At 63.5% G+C, this 19,160-nt stretch carries 15 protein-coding genes; 7 read left to right on the top strand and 8 right to left on the bottom strand.

Annotated elements, in window-relative coordinates:
* Positions 1 to 3: 3 nt before the first annotated feature.
* Positions 4 to 1,014 (bottom strand): anthranilate phosphoribosyltransferase, encoded by a 1,011-nt coding sequence (gene trpD / locus EN853_RS05285; RefSeq protein WP_127858067.1) that lies wholly within the window; start codon positions 1,012 to 1,014, stop codon positions 4 to 6.
* Positions 1,011 to 2,903 carry a peptidyl-prolyl cis-trans isomerase gene (locus EN853_RS05280; RefSeq protein ID WP_127858068.1) on the bottom strand — a complete coding sequence of 631 codons (1,893 nt, stop codon included), beginning with the start codon at positions 2,901 to 2,903 and terminating at the stop codon, positions 1,011 to 1,013. The genes trpD and EN853_RS05280 overlap by 4 nt, the downstream gene beginning before the upstream one ends.
* 144 nt (positions 2,904 to 3,047) lie before the next feature.
* Here EN853_RS05280 and tpiA point away from each other — a divergent pair, with 144 nt between their 5' ends.
* The 5 genes from tpiA (at position 3,048) to EN853_RS05255 (ending at position 8,232) form a co-directional block, all read left to right on the top strand.
* Complete coding sequence (gene tpiA / locus EN853_RS05275; RefSeq protein ID WP_127858069.1) at positions 3,048 to 3,815, top strand: triose-phosphate isomerase; 768 nt, start codon at positions 3,048 to 3,050, stop codon at positions 3,813 to 3,815.
* A gap of 169 nt (positions 3,816 to 3,984) precedes the next feature.
* Positions 3,985 to 4,491, top strand: coding sequence for a preprotein translocase subunit SecG (secG, locus tag EN853_RS05270; protein ID WP_127858070.1), 507 nt, complete (start codon positions 3,985 to 3,987; stop codon positions 4,489 to 4,491).
* Positions 4,492 to 4,704: 213 nt separating this feature from the next.
* Positions 4,705 to 5,820 (top strand): L,D-transpeptidase, encoded by a 1,116-nt coding sequence (locus EN853_RS05265; protein ID WP_127858071.1) that lies wholly within the window; start codon positions 4,705 to 4,707, stop codon positions 5,818 to 5,820.
* 206 nt (positions 5,821 to 6,026) lie between these two features.
* Complete coding sequence (locus tag EN853_RS05260; RefSeq protein WP_127858072.1) at positions 6,027 to 7,664, top strand: CTP synthase; 1,638 nt, start codon at positions 6,027 to 6,029, stop codon at positions 7,662 to 7,664.
* Positions 7,665 to 7,686: 22 nt separating this feature from the next.
* Complete coding sequence (locus EN853_RS05255) at positions 7,687 to 8,232, top strand: DUF1697 domain-containing protein (protein ID WP_127858073.1); 546 nt, start codon at positions 7,687 to 7,689, stop codon at positions 8,230 to 8,232.
* Positions 8,233 to 8,300: 68 nt separating this feature from the next.
* Here EN853_RS05255 and EN853_RS05250 read toward each other — a convergent pair whose 3' ends face one another.
* Complete coding sequence (locus EN853_RS05250) at positions 8,301 to 9,758, bottom strand: NCS1 family nucleobase:cation symporter-1 (RefSeq protein ID WP_127858074.1); 1,458 nt, start codon at positions 9,756 to 9,758, stop codon at positions 8,301 to 8,303.
* Between the two features lie 311 nt (positions 9,759 to 10,069).
* On the opposite strand from EN853_RS05250, the gene EN853_RS05245 reads away from it, so the two are divergent.
* Complete coding sequence (locus tag EN853_RS05245) at positions 10,070 to 10,372, top strand: DUF982 domain-containing protein (RefSeq protein ID WP_127858075.1); 303 nt, start codon at positions 10,070 to 10,072, stop codon at positions 10,370 to 10,372.
* A 103-nt stretch (positions 10,373 to 10,475) separates the two neighbouring features.
* On the opposite strand, the gene EN853_RS05240 is transcribed toward EN853_RS05245, so the two are convergent.
* From EN853_RS05240 to EN853_RS05230, 3 genes are all read right to left on the bottom strand, one after another.
* The gene (locus EN853_RS05240) at positions 10,476 to 12,002 is read right to left on the bottom strand and encodes an HlyD family type I secretion periplasmic adaptor subunit (protein ID WP_127858076.1); all 1,527 of its coding nucleotides are present in this window, start codon (positions 12,000 to 12,002) and stop codon (positions 10,476 to 10,478) included.
* A 3-nt stretch (positions 12,003 to 12,005) separates the two neighbouring features.
* A complete protein-coding gene (locus tag EN853_RS05235; protein ID WP_245516831.1) occupies positions 12,006 to 13,748 on the bottom strand; it encodes a type I secretion system permease/ATPase in 1,743 nt (580 codons plus the stop codon).
* 89 nt (positions 13,749 to 13,837) lie between these two features.
* Positions 13,838 to 16,633 carry a DUF5801 repeats-in-toxin domain-containing protein gene (locus EN853_RS05230; RefSeq protein WP_127858077.1) on the bottom strand — a complete coding sequence of 932 codons (2,796 nt, stop codon included), beginning with the start codon at positions 16,631 to 16,633 and terminating at the stop codon, positions 13,838 to 13,840.
* A gap of 539 nt (positions 16,634 to 17,172) precedes the next feature.
* On the opposite strand from EN853_RS05230, the gene dusA reads away from it, so the two are divergent.
* A complete protein-coding gene (dusA, locus tag EN853_RS05225; protein ID WP_127858078.1) occupies positions 17,173 to 18,159 on the top strand; it encodes a tRNA dihydrouridine(20/20a) synthase DusA in 987 nt (328 codons plus the stop codon).
* Positions 18,160 to 18,171: 12 nt separating this feature from the next.
* Here the strand turns inward: dusA and EN853_RS05220 are convergent, their stop codons facing one another.
* Positions 18,172 to 18,876: a TIGR02281 family clan AA aspartic protease gene (locus EN853_RS05220; protein WP_127858079.1), complete on the bottom strand. Its 705-nt coding sequence runs from the start codon at positions 18,874 to 18,876 to the stop codon at positions 18,172 to 18,174.
* Positions 18,877 to 18,888: 12 nt separating this feature from the next.
* Positions 18,889 to 19,119, bottom strand: coding sequence for a DUF1289 domain-containing protein (locus EN853_RS05215; protein WP_127858080.1), 231 nt, complete (start codon positions 19,117 to 19,119; stop codon positions 18,889 to 18,891).
* Positions 19,120 to 19,160 lie beyond the last annotated feature (41 nt).

Genomic DNA, 19,160 nt, shown 5'->3' with positions numbered 1-19,160 from the left:
GTTCTAACCGTTCGAAATCTCGATGAGCTTGTCGAGCACCGCGAGCGCCCGGCCGCTGTCGATGGCCTGTGCCGCCGCCGCGATGCCGTCGGCGAGCGTCGTTGCCTTGCCGGCCACAACCAGCCCGGCGCCGGCATTCATCAGCACGGTATCGCGATAGGCGCCGGCAGCGCCGCCCAGCATATCGCGCAATGCCTTGGCGTTATAGGCCGCGTCGCCACCACGCAGCTCTTCCTTGGTGTGCCGCTTCAGCCTCACCGCTTCCGGGGTGAGGGTGAAGCTGCGGATCTCGCCGCCGGCGAGTTCGGCCACTTGAGTCTCGCCGGTGGTGGTGATCTCGTCATAACCGTCGCCATGCACGACCCAGGCGTGATCGGCGCCAAGCGCCTTCAGCGTCTCGGCCACCGGCATGATCCATTCCGGCAGGAAGACACCGACCATCTGCCGACTGACGCCAGCCGGGTTGGACAGCGGTCCGAGCAGGTTGAAGATGGTGCGGGTGCCGAGCTCGCCCCGGATCGGGCCGACATGCTTCATCGCCGGATGATGCGCCGGCGCGAACATGAAGCCGACGCCGGCCTCGTGGATGCAGCGGCCGATCGTCTCCGGCGAAATGTCGATCTTGACGCCGAGCGCCATCAGCACGTCGGCGGAACCGGTCAGCGAGGACAGGCCGCGATTGCCGTGCTTGGCGACCGGAACCCCCGCCGCCGCGATGACGAAGGCCGAGGCGGTCGAGATGTTGACCGAGTGCGAGTTGTCGCCGCCGGTGCCGACGATGTCGATGGCGCCTCGCGGAGCTTCGACGCGCAGCATCTTGGCGCGCATCGTGGCGACCGCGCCGGAAATCTCGCTCACCGCCTCGCCGCGCACGCGCAACGCCATCAGGAAACCGCCGATCTGACCCGGCGTCGCGTCACCCGACATGATGATGTCGAAGGCCTCGCGCGCCTCCTCGAAAGAGAGCTCGCTGCCGGTGGCGACCTTGGCTATGTGTGTCTTGAGAGCGCTCATCGTGTCTGTGCTTGGGAAACGGCGGCCGGATCGATGCGAACGTCATACTGCGACTGCAGCTGCGCCACCAGCTGGTCGAGCAGGTCGTCGGACAGGCCGGCGCTGAAGGATTTCTGCGCGTCGTCTGGCAAAGAGCTGCCGTCCGCGCCGGCCGGTTCGAAGACTTCGGCGACCTTGAACAGGATTTGTCCGTCGCCGGTGGGCGAGGGGATCAGGCCCGTGCCGCCTTCGCCGACGCCGAACATCGCCGCCGCGCCCTCCTTGCCGAAATCGGCATCGTCGGCCTCACGCTTCAGGCCCCGCTTGGTCTGCTTCTCGAGCTTCAGCTCGCCAGCGATAACGTCCAGCGCCGTGCCGGCCTTGAGGCGCTTTTCCAGCCCCTCGGCCTTTGCGTCGAGGCGCTTGTCGGTCTCGGCGGCTGTCCAGTCGGCCGCCACCTTCTGGCGGGCTTCGTCCAGCGTGCGGTCGCGCGCCGGCGTGATCGACTGGACCTCGTAGAACACGAAGCCGTTGTCGGCGGTGGTCAGGCCTTCATTCTCCGTGTTCGGCTCGGCCTCGAAGACCGCCTTGATGAGATCGGCCGATTGCGGCAGGTCGTTGACGATCGAGCCGTCCGGCCGCTGGCCGGTGCGCTCGATGGCGTCGATGGTGACGACCTTGAGCTTCAGCTTGTCGGCCGCTTGGGCAAGCGAGGCGCCCGAGGCGCGGGTGTCCTCGTAGCTGTCATGCACGTCGAGCAGGATGCGGCTTGCCTCGCCGAGCGCCAGGTCCTTGCGGATCTGGTCTGACACTTCCGAAAGCGGTTTCACCACTTGTGGCTTGATCTCGGTGACGCGCAGCAGCACCGGGCCGAAGGCACCCTGGACCACCGGGCTTACCTCATTGGCGTTGAGCGAGAAAGCCGCGTCGGCCACCGCCTTGTCGGCGATCTTGTCTTTGGCCAGCGTGCCGAGCAGCGTGTCGGCCTGGGTCTTGCCCTCGGCGGTGACGATCTTGTCAAAGGTGGCGCCGGTCTTCAGTGAATCGTAGGCCGCCTTGGCCGCGTCCGGTGTCTTGAACACTAGCTGTTCGATGGTGCGCATTTCAGGCGTGGTGTAGCGCGCCTTGTTCTTGTTGTAGTCGTCGGCCACCTGCTGGTCGGTGACCGCCGTCGGGTCCATGATGTCCTGCGGTTCAAGCCGGACATAGGAGAACTTGCGGTATTCCGGCGCGGCGTAGTTTTTCTTGTTGGCTTCGAAATAGGTTTTCAGCGCGCTGTCGGACGGTGCCTCGATGGGCTGCACAAGCGTCTTCGGCAGAACGAGATAGTCGATCGTGCGGTCCTCGCCGCGATAGAGCGCGACCGCCTTCAGGAAGGTCTGCGGCGCCTTGAGGCCGTCGGAAATCGCCTCGACGATCTGCTGGCGCACCGCTACCTGCGAGCGATTCTTGAGATAGTCCTCCGGCCGCATGCCCACCTGACGAAGCAGATATTCGAAAGTCCTGCGGTCGAACTGGCCGCTGGGACCCCTGAAGGCCGGATCCTCGCGCGTCAACTCGGCCAGCCGGTCCTTGGAAAGGCCAAGCCCGAGCTTGCGGGCCTGCTCGTCGAGCACTGCGCCCGAAACGAGCTGCGCCAGCACCTGGTTGTCGATGCCGAGCAGCTTGGCCTGCTCCTGCGTGATGCGCTGGCCGTACTGCTGCGAGAGCAGGTTGATCTGGCGATCGTAGGCAAGGCGGTATTCGTTGATCGAAACCTCCGTGCCGCCGGCGGTGATCACTGCATGATGGCCAGCCAAGCTCCCCGACAGGCGTCCGGAAATGCCCCAGACGGCAAAGCTCACCACCAGCAGGGACAGCAACGCCTTCGCGACCCAGGTGCCCGCCGCGCTTCTCAATAAACCAAGCATGCCTACTTCCGATTTTTGCGCATTTTCGCACGCGCCGAGTCTGAAACAAGCGCAATAGCGTCCTTCCGGGCCACTGTCGATTGCTTTGTGGCCTGATTTTGGTAGTGAGGGCGCTGCCCTATGTCGCCTGGAGAGACCGACCCCATGACCCCTGGAATCCGTCCGCTCGTCGCCGGCAACTGGAAAATGAACGGTACCAGCGCCTCGCTCAACGAACTGAGGATGATCGGCAACGGCTTCATGAGCGGGCTCGATGCGGAGACGGAAGCGCTGGTCTGCGTGCCGGCAACCTTGCTTCACCAGGCTGCCGAGATCCTTTCGCGAACGCCGGTTCGCGCCGGCGGCGAGGATTGCCACCCCAGGGAGAGCGGCGCCTATACGGGACAGATTTCGGCCGAGATGCTGAAGGATGCCGGCGCCAGCCACGTCATCGTCGGCCATTCCGAGCGGCGCGAGCAATGCGGCGACGACGATGCGATCGTCCATGCCAAGGCATCGGCCGCCTGGCGGGCAGGGCTGGTGGCCATCATCTGCATCGGCGAAACGCGCGCCGAACGCGAAGCGGGCGCGACACTCGATATACTATCGCGCCAGCTCGATGGTTCCGTGCCACCGAGCGCCACCGCCGCCAACACCATCATCGCCTATGAGCCTGTCTGGGCGATCGGCACCGGCCTGACGCCGACCGCCGCCGACGTCGCAGAGGCGCATGCGCATATCCGCGGCAAGCTCATTGCGCTGCTCGGCGATGCCGCCGCCAGGATGCGCATCCTCTATGGCGGCTCGGTCAAGCCTTCCAACGCGGTGGAACTGCTTGGGGTCGATAATGTCGACGGCGCGCTGGTTGGCGGCGCGAGCCTGAAAGCGGCCGACTTCCTCGCCATCGCGGAAGCCTATATGAGCATGTCGTAACTGCGGGCTCCGCCGGAGCGGCGGGGACGCGGCGCAAATCGTTGCAATGGCCGCATTGCTCCCCATATTCCCGGCCACGGGCTTGGAAATGCCGTCAAAGCATTGTAAGGAGCCGCCTCCAAATCACCGGTCGTATGCGCGGCCGCGCAAGGCCTCGCCAGGATAAACCATGGAAACCGTACTGATCGTCATCCACCTCATGGTCGTGCTCGCCCTCGTGGGCGTGGTGCTGCTGCAGCGCTCCGAAGGCGGTGGTCTCGGCATCGGCGGCGGTTCCGGTTTCATGACGGCGCGGGGTGCCGCCAATGCGCTTACCCGGGCGACCGCGATCCTGGCTGCGGCGTTCTTCGTGACGTCTCTCGCCTTGTCCATCCTCGCCCGCTACGGCGAGAAGCCGACCGACATCCTCGATCGCGCGCCCGCCGGCAACGGCGTGCTCAACCAGTTGCCCGGCGCCAACGGTCCGGTGGGTGGCTCGCAGCCTGCAGCGCCGGCCAGCGGCACCGCGCCCGCGGTTCCGTCGGGTGGCGCGGCGACCACCACTCCGCTGTCGAATGGCGGCGCGACCACGGCTCCGGCCGCTGCCCCCGCCGCGCCGACGCCCGCGAATCCGACCACGCCGCCGGCCGCAAACGGCGTCACCTTGCCGGTCACCCCACAGGTTCCGAACCAGTAGCCGGACAAGCATTGCCGCCGCGATCTGTTGTTGTTTGAACACAGTCGCGGCAAATGCTGCTCAATCACCAAGATTCAATCGCGCGCAGCGCGTCGCTCAGCTTGAGAGGCCCGCGGCTAATCGATTATAGATTGCTCGCGGCACTTTTCGGCGTCCTTGGGGGGCGCCGGGCAACGCCGTGGGCAACAAGCATTTCACGATCGGATCTTCGCCATGCAGCTTCGCAGCTTCATCATTTTGGGATTCTGTGCCGTGTTCGGCATGGGTTCCGCGGCCTTCGCCTCGCCGGCAAACCTGGCCGCCACGCCGTCGGTAGAGAAGACCGACGCCATCCCCGTCGTCGCCAAGAGCGATGCATCTCAGCTGAAGCTTCTCAAGAAGAAGAAAAGCCCGACCTCGGACGACCTCGCGCAGATCAAGAAGCTCGAGGGCAAGATCGCGGCCGACAAGGAAGCCGCCAAGGAAAAGGCGCTCGAAGCCCGCAAGACGGCGATGCGCGAGGCGGCAAAGGCCAAGGCCGACGCGGCTCGCCAGGAATGGCTGGCCAAGAAGGGTTCAGCAGCCGAAGTGGCCGACGCCAGGCCGGCGAAGAAGACCGTCAAGATCATCGCACCGCTCGAGTCCCTGGCCCCGATCGCTCCGCTTCAGACCGAGGAGCCTATCCCGGCCGAGGCGATGAACATCGCGGCAACCGGCAACAATGGTGAGCTGCGCAGTGAGCAGCCGGGGCAGAAGCAGAGCAGCGGTGGGCTGTTCGCGGGGTTGTTCGGCGGTCGGTCGGTGACGTCGATCAACTATCTGCCCGAGACCCGCGCGCTCGATTCGGCGCTCGCCAAGAAGGACGCCAAGAGGCCGTTCAAGGTGAAGCCGGAATTCGTGCCGCAGGACGTCACCTTCACCGGTTATGAGCCGGGCACCATCGTCATCGACACCAGCGCTCGTCGCCTCTACCTCGTCGAGTCGTTTTCCACTGCACGTCGCTATGCCATCGCGGTCGGCCGCGAAGGCTTGCAGTTCAAAGGTACCGTCGCCGTTGGCGACAAGCAGGAATGGCCGCGCTGGATCCCGACGCTCGATATGCAGAAGCGCGAGCCCAAGCACTATGGCCAGTACAAGGACGGCATGCCCGGCGGCGGCGAGAATCCGCTCGGCGCGCGCGCCATCTACCTCTATGACGGCAAGAAGGACACGCATCTGCGCATCCACGGCACCATTGCGCCGCAGTCGATCGGAACGAGCGCCTCCAATGGCTGCTTCCGCATGATCAACGAGCACGTCATGGATCTCTACAGCCGCGTCAAGATCGGCACCAAAGTCGTTATTATCTGACGCGTTCTCGCAAACTGCCGAAAGGGCCGGCACCGCCGGCCCTTTTGTTTTGAGTCCTTGTTTTGACGCATGTCGTTCTCTCAGAACCGCTCGGCACTTTGGGCGACATGCTTCGCAAACGCCCCTCGCGGGCACCGGCGCCATTTTGGGAAAAAGCCTTCGCGGCGGTTTTTTCTCTGGCGGAATCAATCAGGCCGCGTTAAGCGATGACTCCCATGGCGCGATATGTATTCATCACAGGCGGCGTGGTTTCCTCCCTCGGAAAAGGCATAGCCGCAGCAGCTCTTGGGGCTCTTCTGCAGGCGCGAGGCTATCGCGCGAGGATCAAAAAGCTCGACCCCTATCTCAATGTCGACCCCGGGACGATGTCGCCGTACCAGCATGGCGAAGTGTTCGTCACCGATGACGGCGCCGAGACCGATCTCGACCTCGGCCACTACGAGCGCTTCACCGGGCGCTCGGCGAACCAGCAGGACAACATCACCACCGGCCGCATCTACAAGAACATCATCGAGCGCGAGCGGCGCGGCGACTATCTCGGCGCCACCGTGCAGGTGATCCCGCACGTCACCGACGAGATCAAGCATTTCGTCCTCGACGGCAATGACGACTACGACTTCGTGCTGTGCGAGATCGGCGGCACGGTCGGCGATATCGAGGCCATGCCGTTCCTGGAAGCGATCCGCCAGCTGGGCAACGACCTGCCGCGCAACAACGCGGTCTATGTGCATCTGACGCTGATGCCCTACATCCCGACCGCGGGCGAGCTGAAGACCAAGCCGACGCAGCATTCGGTCAAGGAACTGCGCGGCATCGGCATCGCGCCCGACATCCTCTTGGTGCGCGCCGACAGGCCGATCCCCAAGGAAGAGCGCCGCAAGCTGTCGCTGTTCTGCAATGTGCGCGAAAGCGCCGTCATCCAGGCGCTCGATGTGCCTCATATCTATGACGTGCCGATGGCCTATCACAAGGAAGGGCTCGATTCGGAAGTGCTTGCCGCCTTCGGCATCGACCCGGCGCCGAAGCCGCGCATGGAGCCCTGGCAGGCGCTCTCCAGCCGCATCCACAATCCGGAAGGCGAGGTCACGATTGCCGTCGTCGGCAAATACACCGGCCTCAAGGATGCCTATAAATCGCTGATAGAGGCGCTCTCGCATGGCGGCCTCGCCAACCGCGTCAAGGTCAAGCTCGACTGGATCGAGAGCGAGATCTTCGAGAAGGAAGATCCGGCGCCGTGGCTTGAAAAGGTGCACGGCATCCTCGTTCCCGGCGGGTTTGGCGAACGCGGTTCCGAGGGCAAGATTCTTGCCGCGAAATTCGCGCGCGAGCGCAAGGTGCCTTACTTCGGCATCTGCTTCGGTATGCAGATGGCCTGCATCGAGGCGGCGCGGTCGCTCGCCGGCGTCGAGCATGCCTCGTCGACCGAGTTCGGCCCGACCGAGGAGCCGGTCGTCGGCCTGATGACCGAATGGCTCAAGGGCAACATGCTGGAGAAGCGCAGGGCCACCGGCGATCTTGGCGGCACCATGCGGCTCGGCGCCTACCAGGCCGATCTCGCCAAGGGATCGAAGATCGCCGAGATCTATGGTGACACCCAGATTTCCGAACGCCACCGGCATCGCTACGAGGTCAATATCGACTACAAGCAGCGACTTGAGGACTGCGGCCTGGTCTTTGCCGGCATGTCGCCGGACGGCGTGCTGCCGGAGACGGTCGAATACCCTGACCATCCGTGGTTCATCGGCGTGCAGTATCACCCTGAACTGAAGAGCCGGCCGCTCGAGCCGCACCCGCTGTTCGCGAGCTTTATCTCAGCTGCGGTGGAACAGTCGCGGCTCGTTTGACCGGTCGACTGGCGAACCGGTCATGCAGACCTACGTCGCGCTGCTCTACAGCATCATCCTCGGCGAGGGGCGGCGCGTCGTCATGTCGGACCTCAAGGCGATGGCCGAGGGCCTCGGGCTGAAGAATGTCCGCACCTTGGTGGCGACAGGCAATCTGGTCTTCGAAGCGCGGACGGCCAGGATTTCCGATCTCGAACAGCGGCTGGAGAAGGCTTTCGAAGAGAGATTCGGCCGGCATGTCGACATCCTCGTGCGGGGCGCGGAGGACTGGCTGAAGCTCGCGGCCGGCAATCCGTTTCCGGCCGAATCCGCCGATACGGGCGATCAGGTCGCGGTGCGCGTGATGCGCCAGCCTATCGGCGCGGATGCCATACCAGCGCTTCAGGCCCGTGCCGCCGAGGATGAAAAGGTGCTTTTGGTCGGCGGCGACATCTGGCTCTTCTTTTCGCGCGAGCGGCCGAGCTCGCGGCTGCTTGCGGCCGCCAACCACAAACGCTTCGGCATCGGCACGTCGCGCAACTGGAACACCGTTCGTCGGCTCGCGGAGATGGTAGGCAGTAGGCAGTAGGCAGTAGGCAGTAGGCAGTAGTAGGTGGCATTCTCTAGTGCCTAATCCCTACTGCCTACTGCCTTGTTTCAGGCCTTCGCCGTCCGCGCCCCGGCGCCGAGCGCCATGGTGCGCAGCACGTAGTAGACGGCGCCCGCGATCGCCACGCCGAAGAACCAGCCGTAGACACCCCACCAGGACGGCAGCCAGCTGGTGAAGTTGGGCAGGATCGAGGAGAAGATCGCGCCGATGCCCGCGGCGATGAAGGCGTTGACGTGCCAGCCGCCCTGGAAGCGGAACTCGCCGTCTTCGCGATAGAGCGCGTTGACGTCGACCTCGCCCTTACGGATCAGATAATAGTCGACCATCATCACGCCGAAGATCGGCCCCATCGTCGCGCCGATGATGTTGACGAAGGAAGCCGCGCTGCCTTCCCACGGCGCGAACGGATAGAGCACCAGCGCGATCAGCGCGGCGATGTAGCCGCCCTTCTTGAAGTCGATCTGGCGCGGGAAGACGTTGGAGAAGTCGAAGGCCGGCGAGACGAAATTCGCCACCACGTTGATGCCGAGCGTCGCCACCGCGAAGGTCAGTGCCGCAAGTGCCGCCAGGAACCAGCTGTCGAACTTGGCCGAGATCTGGTCGGGGTGGAGTAGCACCTCGTGGTAGACGTCATAGGCGGCGATCGTGGTGACGCCGGCGACCAGCGAGAACAGGATCAGGTTGACCGGCAGGCCCCAGATGTTGCCCTTGCGCAGCGCCGCGTTGTCCGGCGCGTAGCGGGCGAAGTCGCAGAAGTTGAGGTAGAGCGCCGAGAAATAGGTCACCCAGATCGCCGCGACCGCGAACAGCGCGGTCCACGATCCCGGTTCTCCGGGCACGCCGGCATCCTTGGTCTTGTCGAGCAGCACGTCCATCGGGATGTCGCTGGTGAAGGCGAAGGTGCCCGACTTCACGCAGAGATAGATCGCCAGGATCAGCATCATCACCCACACGGCGGGGCCGGCCCAGTCCTGGAAGCGGCGCACCGTTTCCATGCCCTTTTGGATGATCAGCAGCTGCAGCGCCCAGATGACGACGAAGCAGATCACCTCAAGGGTGGAATGGCCGAGGAGGTGCGATGTCTGGTTGAATTCGTTGAACCATTGCAGGCGGGTCAGCAGCGCGACGATCGCGCCCGATGCCGCTGCCGTCTGCGCGCCGTACCAGAAGCAGGCGACGACGGCGCGCACCAGCGCCGGGATGTTGGCGCCCCAGATGCCGAACGAGGCGCGGGCAAGCACGGGGTAGGGCACACCGGTCTTCACGCCGGCATAGCCGACCAGGTTCATCAGCGCGTAGATGATCAGCGAGCCGATGCCTATTGCGATGATGAAGTTGACGAAACCGCCGCAGAACAGAAACAGACTGGCGGCAAGATAGTAGCCCCAGAGGCTGTGGACGTCGGACGTCCAGACGTTGAAGATCGAAAACGGCCCCCAGTTCCTGACCGTTGCCGGAGCCAGATCCTCATTGTAGAGGCCGGGCGATGCGCCTTGTATGGTCATTGCGAGTGTTCCCCTTTTTGCAAAAACGCGCCCTCACGCGTTGACCGTCGAGGTTAAGCCTGACGCTGGGGAACCGGCAAGCAACCCATTTGCCGGCTTTCGCCTTAAAGACATTCAATGAGAATCGCCATTATCGCCCGCACCGGGCCTTGCATCGCGGGTGAGTCGGCGCGACTTTTCATGCAATGCCGGGCCGCGCCGAACGGCCGGTTGCAAACTTTTTCGAACCGCAACCAAATTTGTTTGGAACCAAACCGCCGAACGTGCGTTTAATGCAGTTCGGCTGCTTGCAGCCGACCGGGAGGATAACGATGGATCGCTTGCATTTCTTTACCCCAGTGCGTATCGCGCGTGGGCAGGGATACCCTTTGGAGGAAGTCGACAGCGTCTCCGAAGCGATGGTGTTCCTGCGGAAGTGGCCAACGGGAAGGCGCGGCCCAGTCTACCAGTGTGCCCTGAAATGCTGCTCGGCGGCGATGTCGGGCACCATGTCGGCCGAAGAGGCGAGAAAAGCCTTTGTCGGCTTTGCCCGCATCACCCGGATTCTCGACGACGACATGGCGCTGCCGCTTGGTGGTGCGTCCATGGACAATGTCTACGCTCTGAGGCGATAGCTTCGCCGCGCCCCCGCGGCTGTTGCTGACATGCGATGATGAGACGTTGGCTTTACGGCCGACGGCAGGTCGTTTGTCGTCTTCATCGCGACCGCCCGTTGTTTCAATTCTCCCTGAAGGTGCGCGTAAGCGAGGCTTGGACCGGGGCCAGCATATAGTCGAGCAGGGTGTGTTCCCCGGTCAGGATCATGACCTCCGCCGGCATTCCGGGCGACAGACGGACGTCGTGCAGTTGTCCGAGATCGGCCGTGTCGACCTTGACCTTGGCGAGGAAATAGGGCTCGCCGGTCTTCTCGTCCGTCAAACGGTCGGCCGACACCGAGGTGAGCAGGCCATGGATCTGCGGCAGGTGCCGGCTCGGATAGGCCGTCAGCACCACGCGGGCGGGCATGTCCGGATGCACCACGTCGATATCCGCCGGCTTGATGCGTGAATCGATGACCAGATTGGGCTCGTTCGGAACGATGTCGAGCAACGCCTGGCCGCTGGAGATTACGCCCGATTCCGTCGTCACCCGCAGGTTCATTACCGTTCCGGCGATCGGCGCGACGATGTCGGTCCTCGCCAGCACGTCCTGGCGCGAAGGCAACTGGCTGCGCAACTCGGCGAGGTCCGCGCGCGCCTTGGCAAGATCCTCATTGGCGCTTTCCATGTCCTGCTGGCGCAGATTGAGCAGCTGCAGCTTGGTCTCGCCGATCTGCTGATCGTTCTTCGCCACCTCCGCCCGGTTCGATGCCTGGTTGGCGCGGATGTCGGCTTGAGCCCGCTGGAGCGCCAAAATCCGGGGCAGGCGCTCCAACCCCTTCTTGTAGAGTTCCTGCGCGGAAGCGATCTCCTGATCGATCAGCGTGAGCTGCTCGGCCTCGGCGGCCATCACGTCCCGGGCTCCTGTGCTTTGCTCTTCGATCTGCGCAATTCGCCTATCGAGGATCTGCGTGCGCCCCTCACGGGTTGCCAGGCGGCTGTCGAGCAGCGCCTGCTCCTCGACGACAACCTTTCGCGCGATTTCGCTGTCGATCGACGTCAGCTCCTTTGGAAAGGTGATGCGCCGCTGACCGGCAAGCTCCGCGACGAGGCGCGCCTCGGTTGCCAGCAGGCGGATATAGTGCCCCTGCAACTCGTCGTAGCGACCTTGGGCCTCGGTTGTCTTCAAGCTGATGAGAACCTGGCCGGCGGCGACCTTATCGCCTTCCTTCACATGGATCGCCCCGATGATACCGCCTTCCAGATGCTGGATGGTCTTGCGATAGCCTTCCGGACTGACGACGCCATTGGCGACGACGGCGCTTGCCAGAAGGGCGACGCTCGACCAGGCAACGATGCCGCCGACGAAGACGATCGCCGAGACGTAGCCCAGCAGGCGCGCGGGCCGCGTCCGTTGATTGAGGTCACGCTTGCTGGCCCGCAATGTATCCGACCGCCGGCGGACAAGCCGTGCAATCAAGAGCAGGAAGAGCGCGCCCACGGCCGCCGCCAGAGCGACGCGCTCCGGCTGGTCGGGGCCGTCGAACCAGACCGACACTGAGGCTATGAGTTGCCCCCAGGAGATGGCCAGCCTGCCGGCCAACTGGTGTAGGCCATCGGCGAGCCCGTTCAGCATCGTCGAGAAGTCGCCAAATCGCTCGGCCATGGCTCACTCCACCGCCTTAAGGTTTGCGGCCGCATTGGCGGCAATCTTGTCCCGTATTGCCGCCGGCACCGGAATGCGCTTGGGCTGGCCCGCCAGCGCGCCGAGCACCTCTTCGCGCGAGCCGAACATCGCGACGGACCCATCGCGGAGGAAGACGACATGTTCGGCCGTGTGCAGGAGACTGGTCTGATGGCAGACGAGAATGACGGTCCGGCCCCGCCGCTTGAGCTGCTGGAGCACGTTGAACAACGCCACCTCGCCTTCGCTGTCGAGGCCGGTGTTCGGCTCGTCGAGAACGACCAGAGGCGGATCGCCGAACAGCGCCCGGGCCAGCGCGATGCGCTGGCGCTGACCGCGCGAGATCCGGACGCCGTGCGGTCCGACCTCGGTCCGATATCCGTTCGGCAGGCGCAGGATCATCTCGTGAATGCCGGCGAGCTGCGCTGCGGCGATGACGGCCTCGCTGTCGACGTCGCGAAGGCGAGCGATGTTCTCGGCGATGGTTCCGGGAAACAGTTCGATCTGTTGCGGGAGATAGCCGATATGCTGGCCCAGTTCATGCGAAGGCCAGTTCCAGACGTCCGCCCCATCCAGCCTGACGTGGCCGAGCGAAGGCCGCAGCGCCCCGACGATGAGGCGGCACAGCGTGGTCTTGCCGGAGCCGGACGAGCCGATCACACCGCAGGTCTGGCCGGGCTCGACACCGAAGCTTATCGCGTTCAGCAGGGCCTGTGAGGTTCCCGGCACGTAGTAGTGCAGGCCTTCGAGCCTCAGCCGACCTTGCGGGCGCGGCAGGGTGACGCCGGCGTTCTGCGTCGATGCGCTGTCGAAGAGGGCGACCAGGTTGCGGCGCGCGGTTCGCGCGTTGAACAGGCTGCGCCAGGCACCGATCGAGCGCTCGATTGGCGCCAGCGCGCGGCTGAGCAGGATGGAAGCCGCGATCATCGACCCGCCCGTCAGTTCGCGGCGCAGGACGAAATAGGCGCCAAGTCCCAGCACCGCCACCTGGAGGGCAAGGCGCAGCGAGCGCGACAGGCTGCCGATGACGGTGGTGCGCTGCATAATCCGGGACTGAAGTCCCGTCAGCGACTGCTGATTTTGCTCCCAGCGCAACAGCGCCGGCTCCGACATGCCGAGCGAGCGCAACGTCTCGGCGCCATCGATGAATTGACCGACGGCGGCCTGGCTGCGGCGCAGCCCCGCCGCCGCCTCCTGGTTTTTTCGGCGGGTGAGGAAGTCATTGGCGAGCGCACAGCAGAACAGGAGCACGGCGCCGGCGAGGCCGAGCACGCCCAATGCCGGATGCAGAAGCCACATGAATGCCAGGAAGACCGGCGTCCATGGCGCGTCGAGAAAGGTCAGTATGCCGTCGCCGGCAATGAAGCTGCGCAGGTCCCCAACGTCCTTGAGGCCTGCCTCGATGTTGCTGCCGGCCAGGCGCGCCTCCATGGCACGTTCGATCACTGGCACGCTCAGCTGGTCGTCCAGCCACTGGCTTATATGGCCGAGCATCATCCGGCGGGCGTGTTCCAGCAGGCCATAGACGGCGATGGCGCCGATGACGGCCAGAGTGAGCCACAGCAGCGTGTCCATCGAGCCGCTCGACAGCACCCTGTCATAGATCTGCAGCATGTAGACTGTGCTGGCGAGCAGGAGGATGTTGGTAAGCAGGCTGAAAAGGAAAAGGGCTGGCGCCTGGTGGCGCGCCAGGCGCATCACCTCCTGGAATTGCGGTCTTGGCTGCATCACGGAACCCCCCGTTTCGAAGCTTTTGCGAGTGCTCGGCCGGGCGCCTGCAATAAGGCGCCCGGCCGGTACCGGGTCAGACAATGCCATCACGCCACGTCAACGTGGACCGAGAACGTGTCCGGGCTACTGTCGTTGTCGCCGTCGATGAGATTGGCTGTGAAAGTCATGTCGAGCGGTGCCGGATTGGACTCCTGCTCGATGGTGAATTGGATCACCGGGATCTTGACGGTGCCCACACCCATGGTGAGTTGGACCGCCTCGATCTGCTTCGTTCCGCCGTCGATCTCGAAGTACTTGCCGCCCTCAGCAACGTCAGGAATGAGCGGGTCGTGGCGTGGCGCATTGTGGAGCATGCCCGCCGTCACGTCCGTGATGGCGCTGACTGTCCCGTCCGTATAGTAGACAATGTAGTAGAGGTCTTCCGTCGCCGGATTGTAGCCACCTACGGAATTGTCGATGTAGACCGTGACCTTGTCGACGTCCTCCTCGGGGTTGACAACGAAGCTCTCGTCGCCCGAGGTGATCGTGGTGCCGGCGAATGCTCCGGTTCCGGCGCCTTGGTTCGCGCCGTCCAGGTTGTTGTTGTTGATGCCGATGCCTGAGGTCGACACGTTCATCTTGAACCCACTGTTGATCAAGCTTGTCGCGTTGAGTGCCTCAAGCTGGGCTTCGGTTGGATCATTCTTGACTAGGTCCTCGATGTCGTTCGGGTCGCTGCCTACGCTCCCGTTTTCCAGAGGAGCAGTCGGAACGGCGCCGAAGAAGATGACGTCATTGTCGGGACCGGTTGGCGCGAATAGCAGCGTCTGCACCGCGTCCGGACCGCCCGCCTTCAGTGACCCCTGTGAAGTATCGAAGGTCGTGATCGTTCCGGGCGGGGTGTCGACCTGGAGGTCGTAAGTATCCGCGAGCGGATCGAAGGTCAGCGTGAAATCCACATCTTCAGGCGTGCCGTCGCCGTTGAAGTCATCGTGGATCGACCCTGTGAAGGTGTAAGGGTCTTGTCCCGGCGTCAGGGAAAGGTCTGCCGTTACCGTCCCGTTGGAGTCGATCGTATAATCGTCCAGCGTCACGCTCAATGACTTGAACCCGTCAGCGCTGTTGTCATGAGTCCACGTGCCCTGGGCACCACTGTCGTAGTCACCGGTTGCATCCCCGACCGTGATTGTTGGCCCGGTGTCTTCGAAGTTGAAGGCTCCGCCGATGTCGACCGAGGTGCTATTGCTGTCGCCGTCACCGTCGGTGGCGGTTGCGATCAGCGTTACCAGATTGGCGGCAAGCACCACGGGTGTGTCAGCCTCGACGGGATCAGTCGGGTCTCCATGCACAACCGCCCGGGACTGGTCGAGCGTCACGTTGCCGTCGGCATCGACCGAGATGCGGAACACCTCATCGGTGCCTACTCGACCAACCACGTCACCGCCTTCAACGTTGAGAAGCACCTCCTGGCCGGTTAGCGTATCGAACACACCGCTTTGGACGTTGGTGCCGCTGTTGAGAACGTCGAGCGCGTAGGTCACATCGTCGGTGGCCGCTGGTCCGTCGGCACCAAAGTTCGGTGTGAACAGCGTCGAGAAGTCAGCCGAGGCATTGGTGTTGAAATCCGAATCGCCGACCACCAGCGTCGGTAAGTCATTGCTGGACGGCGCGATCGATGGGCCGTCATCGTCGAAGTTGATTAAGGAGCCGACCTCCTCATTGGCGACGTTGGTCTGATCTGTGCCGAAGTGCACTTCCTTGATATCGAAATAGTCTTTCTCCTGGTCGATGTTCTTGATGGTGAAGCGGTCAAAGTGATCGTCTGCCGTGAAATCGACCGTGACGCCTTCACTGACATTGTGAAGGACCAATCCGTTGCCAGTGAAATCGACCGTAATGCCCAGATCTGCGGCGGTCTTCGTGACGCCGTTCAATTTGAAGGTCACATCGGAGATATTGACCTCGGTCTCGGCGTTGTCAGTGAGGAACGAAGCGCCTTCCGCGTTGTTAGTGACGTTGTAGGCGTGGATCTCGATGTCGGCCACGGTGTTGGTTGGCGTGGACTGCGAGACCGAGAAACCGGCGCTGGAGACGGTCTCGATGTGGGTGTCGTAGTCAGGCGCAGTTGGCGTGTTGGTGAAGTTCTTGCCCGCGCTCTGAGTGCCACCATTGATCAGATCGATCTGAAGCTCGCGGCCAAACCGCACGTCTTGGGATGAGACACCCAAGCCCTGCGTGCTGACGTTGACCTCAGCCTGCACGCCATTGTCGTGAGCGGTGACCAGAATTTTCTGGGTGCTCGCCACGTCGGCGTCGAGAATATACCACTTGTTGTGTCCGGGAGGGGCGTCACCGAGCTGACTGAAATTAAGGACGCTAGTCCCGGTGACCGAGGCGTATACCAAGCCGGTCAAATCGATTTCGTCATCGGGGTCGCCCGTATCCGGGTGGAGCAACGCCACATACTGGACCAGGTACAGGTCCGCGTCGGTGGTGCTGGTATGGTCGAGCCCAAACGCGAAGGCGAGGGGAGCGGTTGTTGGGTCGGGCTCGGTGGTCTGGTCATCAGTACCAATGACGCCGATCACGACATCTGCATTGTTCGGGTCCTGGAACAGCCAGACATAATTGCCATCGACCGTCCGGATGTCGGTCACCACGCCAATGCTGGTGGAAAACGCAGTTCCCGAGGAGTCCTGGGCGAGGATGACCGAGGTGATGGTCTCCCCCGATGCGGCCGTGGCCGTCACGAAGTCGGCCTGGTAGGCAGTTTCCAGTGGGGTGCCGAGGCCCAGGAGATGTAACAATGTGGAGTTGCTGTTGCCGGTCGGGTCTATATCACTGGGTTGCTGGAGACCGGTGGTTTCGTCAATGATGATGTCTTGAGCTGTTATGTCGACCATTGCAAATTCTCCCTGGTTTCAATGCGACCGGCGCGAAATCAGCCCCAACGCTGGCAGCCGGTCGCATGGGCGCGCATCCGCTGGCCGAGGCCAGCGCTACGCGCCATCGTTAATGGAAACTGGAGCAGTGAGTTGACTTACTGGGGTAGAGGGTGTTGGGAGGAGCCGCCGCTTCCCCTCCGTTCCATGCCCCGTCAGGCATTTCTCGGGGGATGCGTCCTGTGCGCATCGGTTACCCACCAACGGCGGGCACCAAGGATCAATGATGAGGGCATACTCAACCCCGCCCCTCTTCAACAGGCTATTGACTGCCTGTACGCCTCCCGCTCAGAACATTGAGCACGAAAAGTTTACGCTTATTTGTGGAAATTTCAAATCGGACTATTGCTTTTTAACAAAAGTGTGACTCAGAAATAGTCCCGCCGCGCGTGGGACCTTTGTCCCCAGTCAATTTGAACTGTTTGAAAATAAAAGAGAATTCGGATGGTGCTTGCTATCCGATTTGCACTGCGAGGCGGTCAGGAGTACTAAAAAGGGCAATGCAATCCAGACTTGCAGTAGCACCAATGATGGATTGGACGGACCGGCACTGCCGGTTCTTCCACCGCCAACTGACGAGTCGCGCACTACTCTACACCGAGATGGTGGTGGCCGACGCGGTCATCCATGGCGCGCGCGAGCGCCTGCTCGGATTCGACGATGCCGAGCATCCAATTGCGCTGCAGCTCGGCGGTTCAGACCCGCGAAAGCTCGCCGAAGCGGCCGCTATCGGCGAGGCGTTCGGCTATGACGAAATCAACCTCAATGTCGGCTGCCCGTCCGACCGCGTCCAGTCGGGCACCTTCGGCGCCTGCCTGATGAAGACGCCGGTGCTGGTGGCAGAATGCGTCGCGGCGATGAAGGCCGCGGTGAAAATCCCCGTCACCGTCAAATGCCGGATCGGTGTCGACGACCAGGATCCCGAACCGGCGCTCGACACGTTGGCCGACGGCGTATTCGCTGCCGGCGCCGATGCGCTCTGGGTGCACGCCCGCAAGGCGTGGCTGGAGGGGCTTAGCCCCAAGGAAAACCGGGACGTCCCGCCGCTCGACTACCAGCGCGTCTATCGGCTGAAGGCCAGAAAACCGAACCAATTCATCGGCATCAATGGCGGTATTCAATCGCTGGACGAGCTATCGGAACATCTCGCCCATGTCGACGGCGCAATGCTTGGCCGCGCGGCCTATCATACGCCGGGCATCCTTACCGGTGTCGACGCCGCATTCTATGGCGAGCCGCGGGTCGCCTTCGACTACGCGGCGCTCATGGATCAAATGGCTGCCTATGCCGCGCGCCATATTGAGAAGGGCGGAAGGCTCGGCCACGTCACCCGCCACATGGTCGGCCTGTTCCACGGATTGCCGGGCGCGCGGCGCTACCGGCAGATCCTGTCCACCGATGCCAACAAACCGGGCGCCGGGCCTGAGGTGCTGAAAACGGCCTTCGCGGCAATAGATTTCGCGGCGGTGGAAGCCGAGGCAGCGTGAGCCTGCGGCAGGTTAATCCCGAAGGATCATGCGGTCGCCGCGCACGTCGAAGCCCGACAGCGAGCTGATGAAGTTCATGCCGAGCAGGCTCTGCTCGAGCATACCCGGCGCGGCGACCATCACCGGCATGTCCTTGCGCACGATGCCGCCGATCGCCACCTCGTTGGTCCTGACCGTCGCCGCGCGAGCCATGCCGTTGGCGGTCGAAACATCCACGGTGTAGCTGAGCGCTGCCGGATTGAAGCCGGCTGCCTGGGCGTCCTCAGCCGTCAGCACCGTGCTGGTCGCGCCGGTGTCGACAACCGTCCGCACCGGCGTGCCATTGACCAGGATCCGCGCTTCGAAATGGCCGTTGTCGGCCTTGTCGAGCGTCACGGTGGCGCGGCCATTGTCGACGCCGAGGGCCAGCGGGCTTCCCGGAACAAGGCCGGCCGTCACGCGGCTGACAACATCCTGAAGCTCGTAGCGGTACTGGTAGCCGGCGATCAGCGCTAGCACGATCGCCGCCCAGACGCCGAGATTGCGCGCCATGTCGCCGAGCGGCCGGCCCGAGCGGACGAGGCTGGCGCCGATCACCGCCACCAGGACGCCGACCCAGATCAGCCGGCTGAAATCGTGGTTCTCGATGCCGAAGGTGCGGCCGGCGGAATCATTCGTCACCAGCAGGATCAGCCCGGCGCCGATCACCAGCATGACGATCCAGAACAGGCGGTTCATGGCCAGCCTTCCTCAGAGTGTGCCGCGCTCGCGCGCCATGCGGGCGCGCCGCGTCTCGCGGCGTGGCCGGCGTTCGACCGTCTCCAGCCGCGCCGGCAGCTCGGCCATGACCGTCCGCCGGACGTCCGGCGTCATCGCGATCCAGCCGGCGATTTCATCGCGCGTGCGGCCGCAGCCGAAGCAGAAGCCGGTCTTCATGTCGATCGAGCAGACGAGTATGCAGGGAGACTCGATGGCGGTCATGCTGTTCTCTTGCCTTCACTCCACATGGTGCAACCGCAAAG

The sequence above is a fragment of the Mesorhizobium sp. M1C.F.Ca.ET.210.01.1.1 genome (assembly GCF_004791585.1).
In the GTDB taxonomy this organism is placed as follows: Bacteria; Pseudomonadota; Alphaproteobacteria; order Rhizobiales; family Rhizobiaceae; genus Mesorhizobium.
Note: the sequence above shows the minus strand (reverse complement) of the source record. Positions and strands in the feature narration are given on the sequence as shown.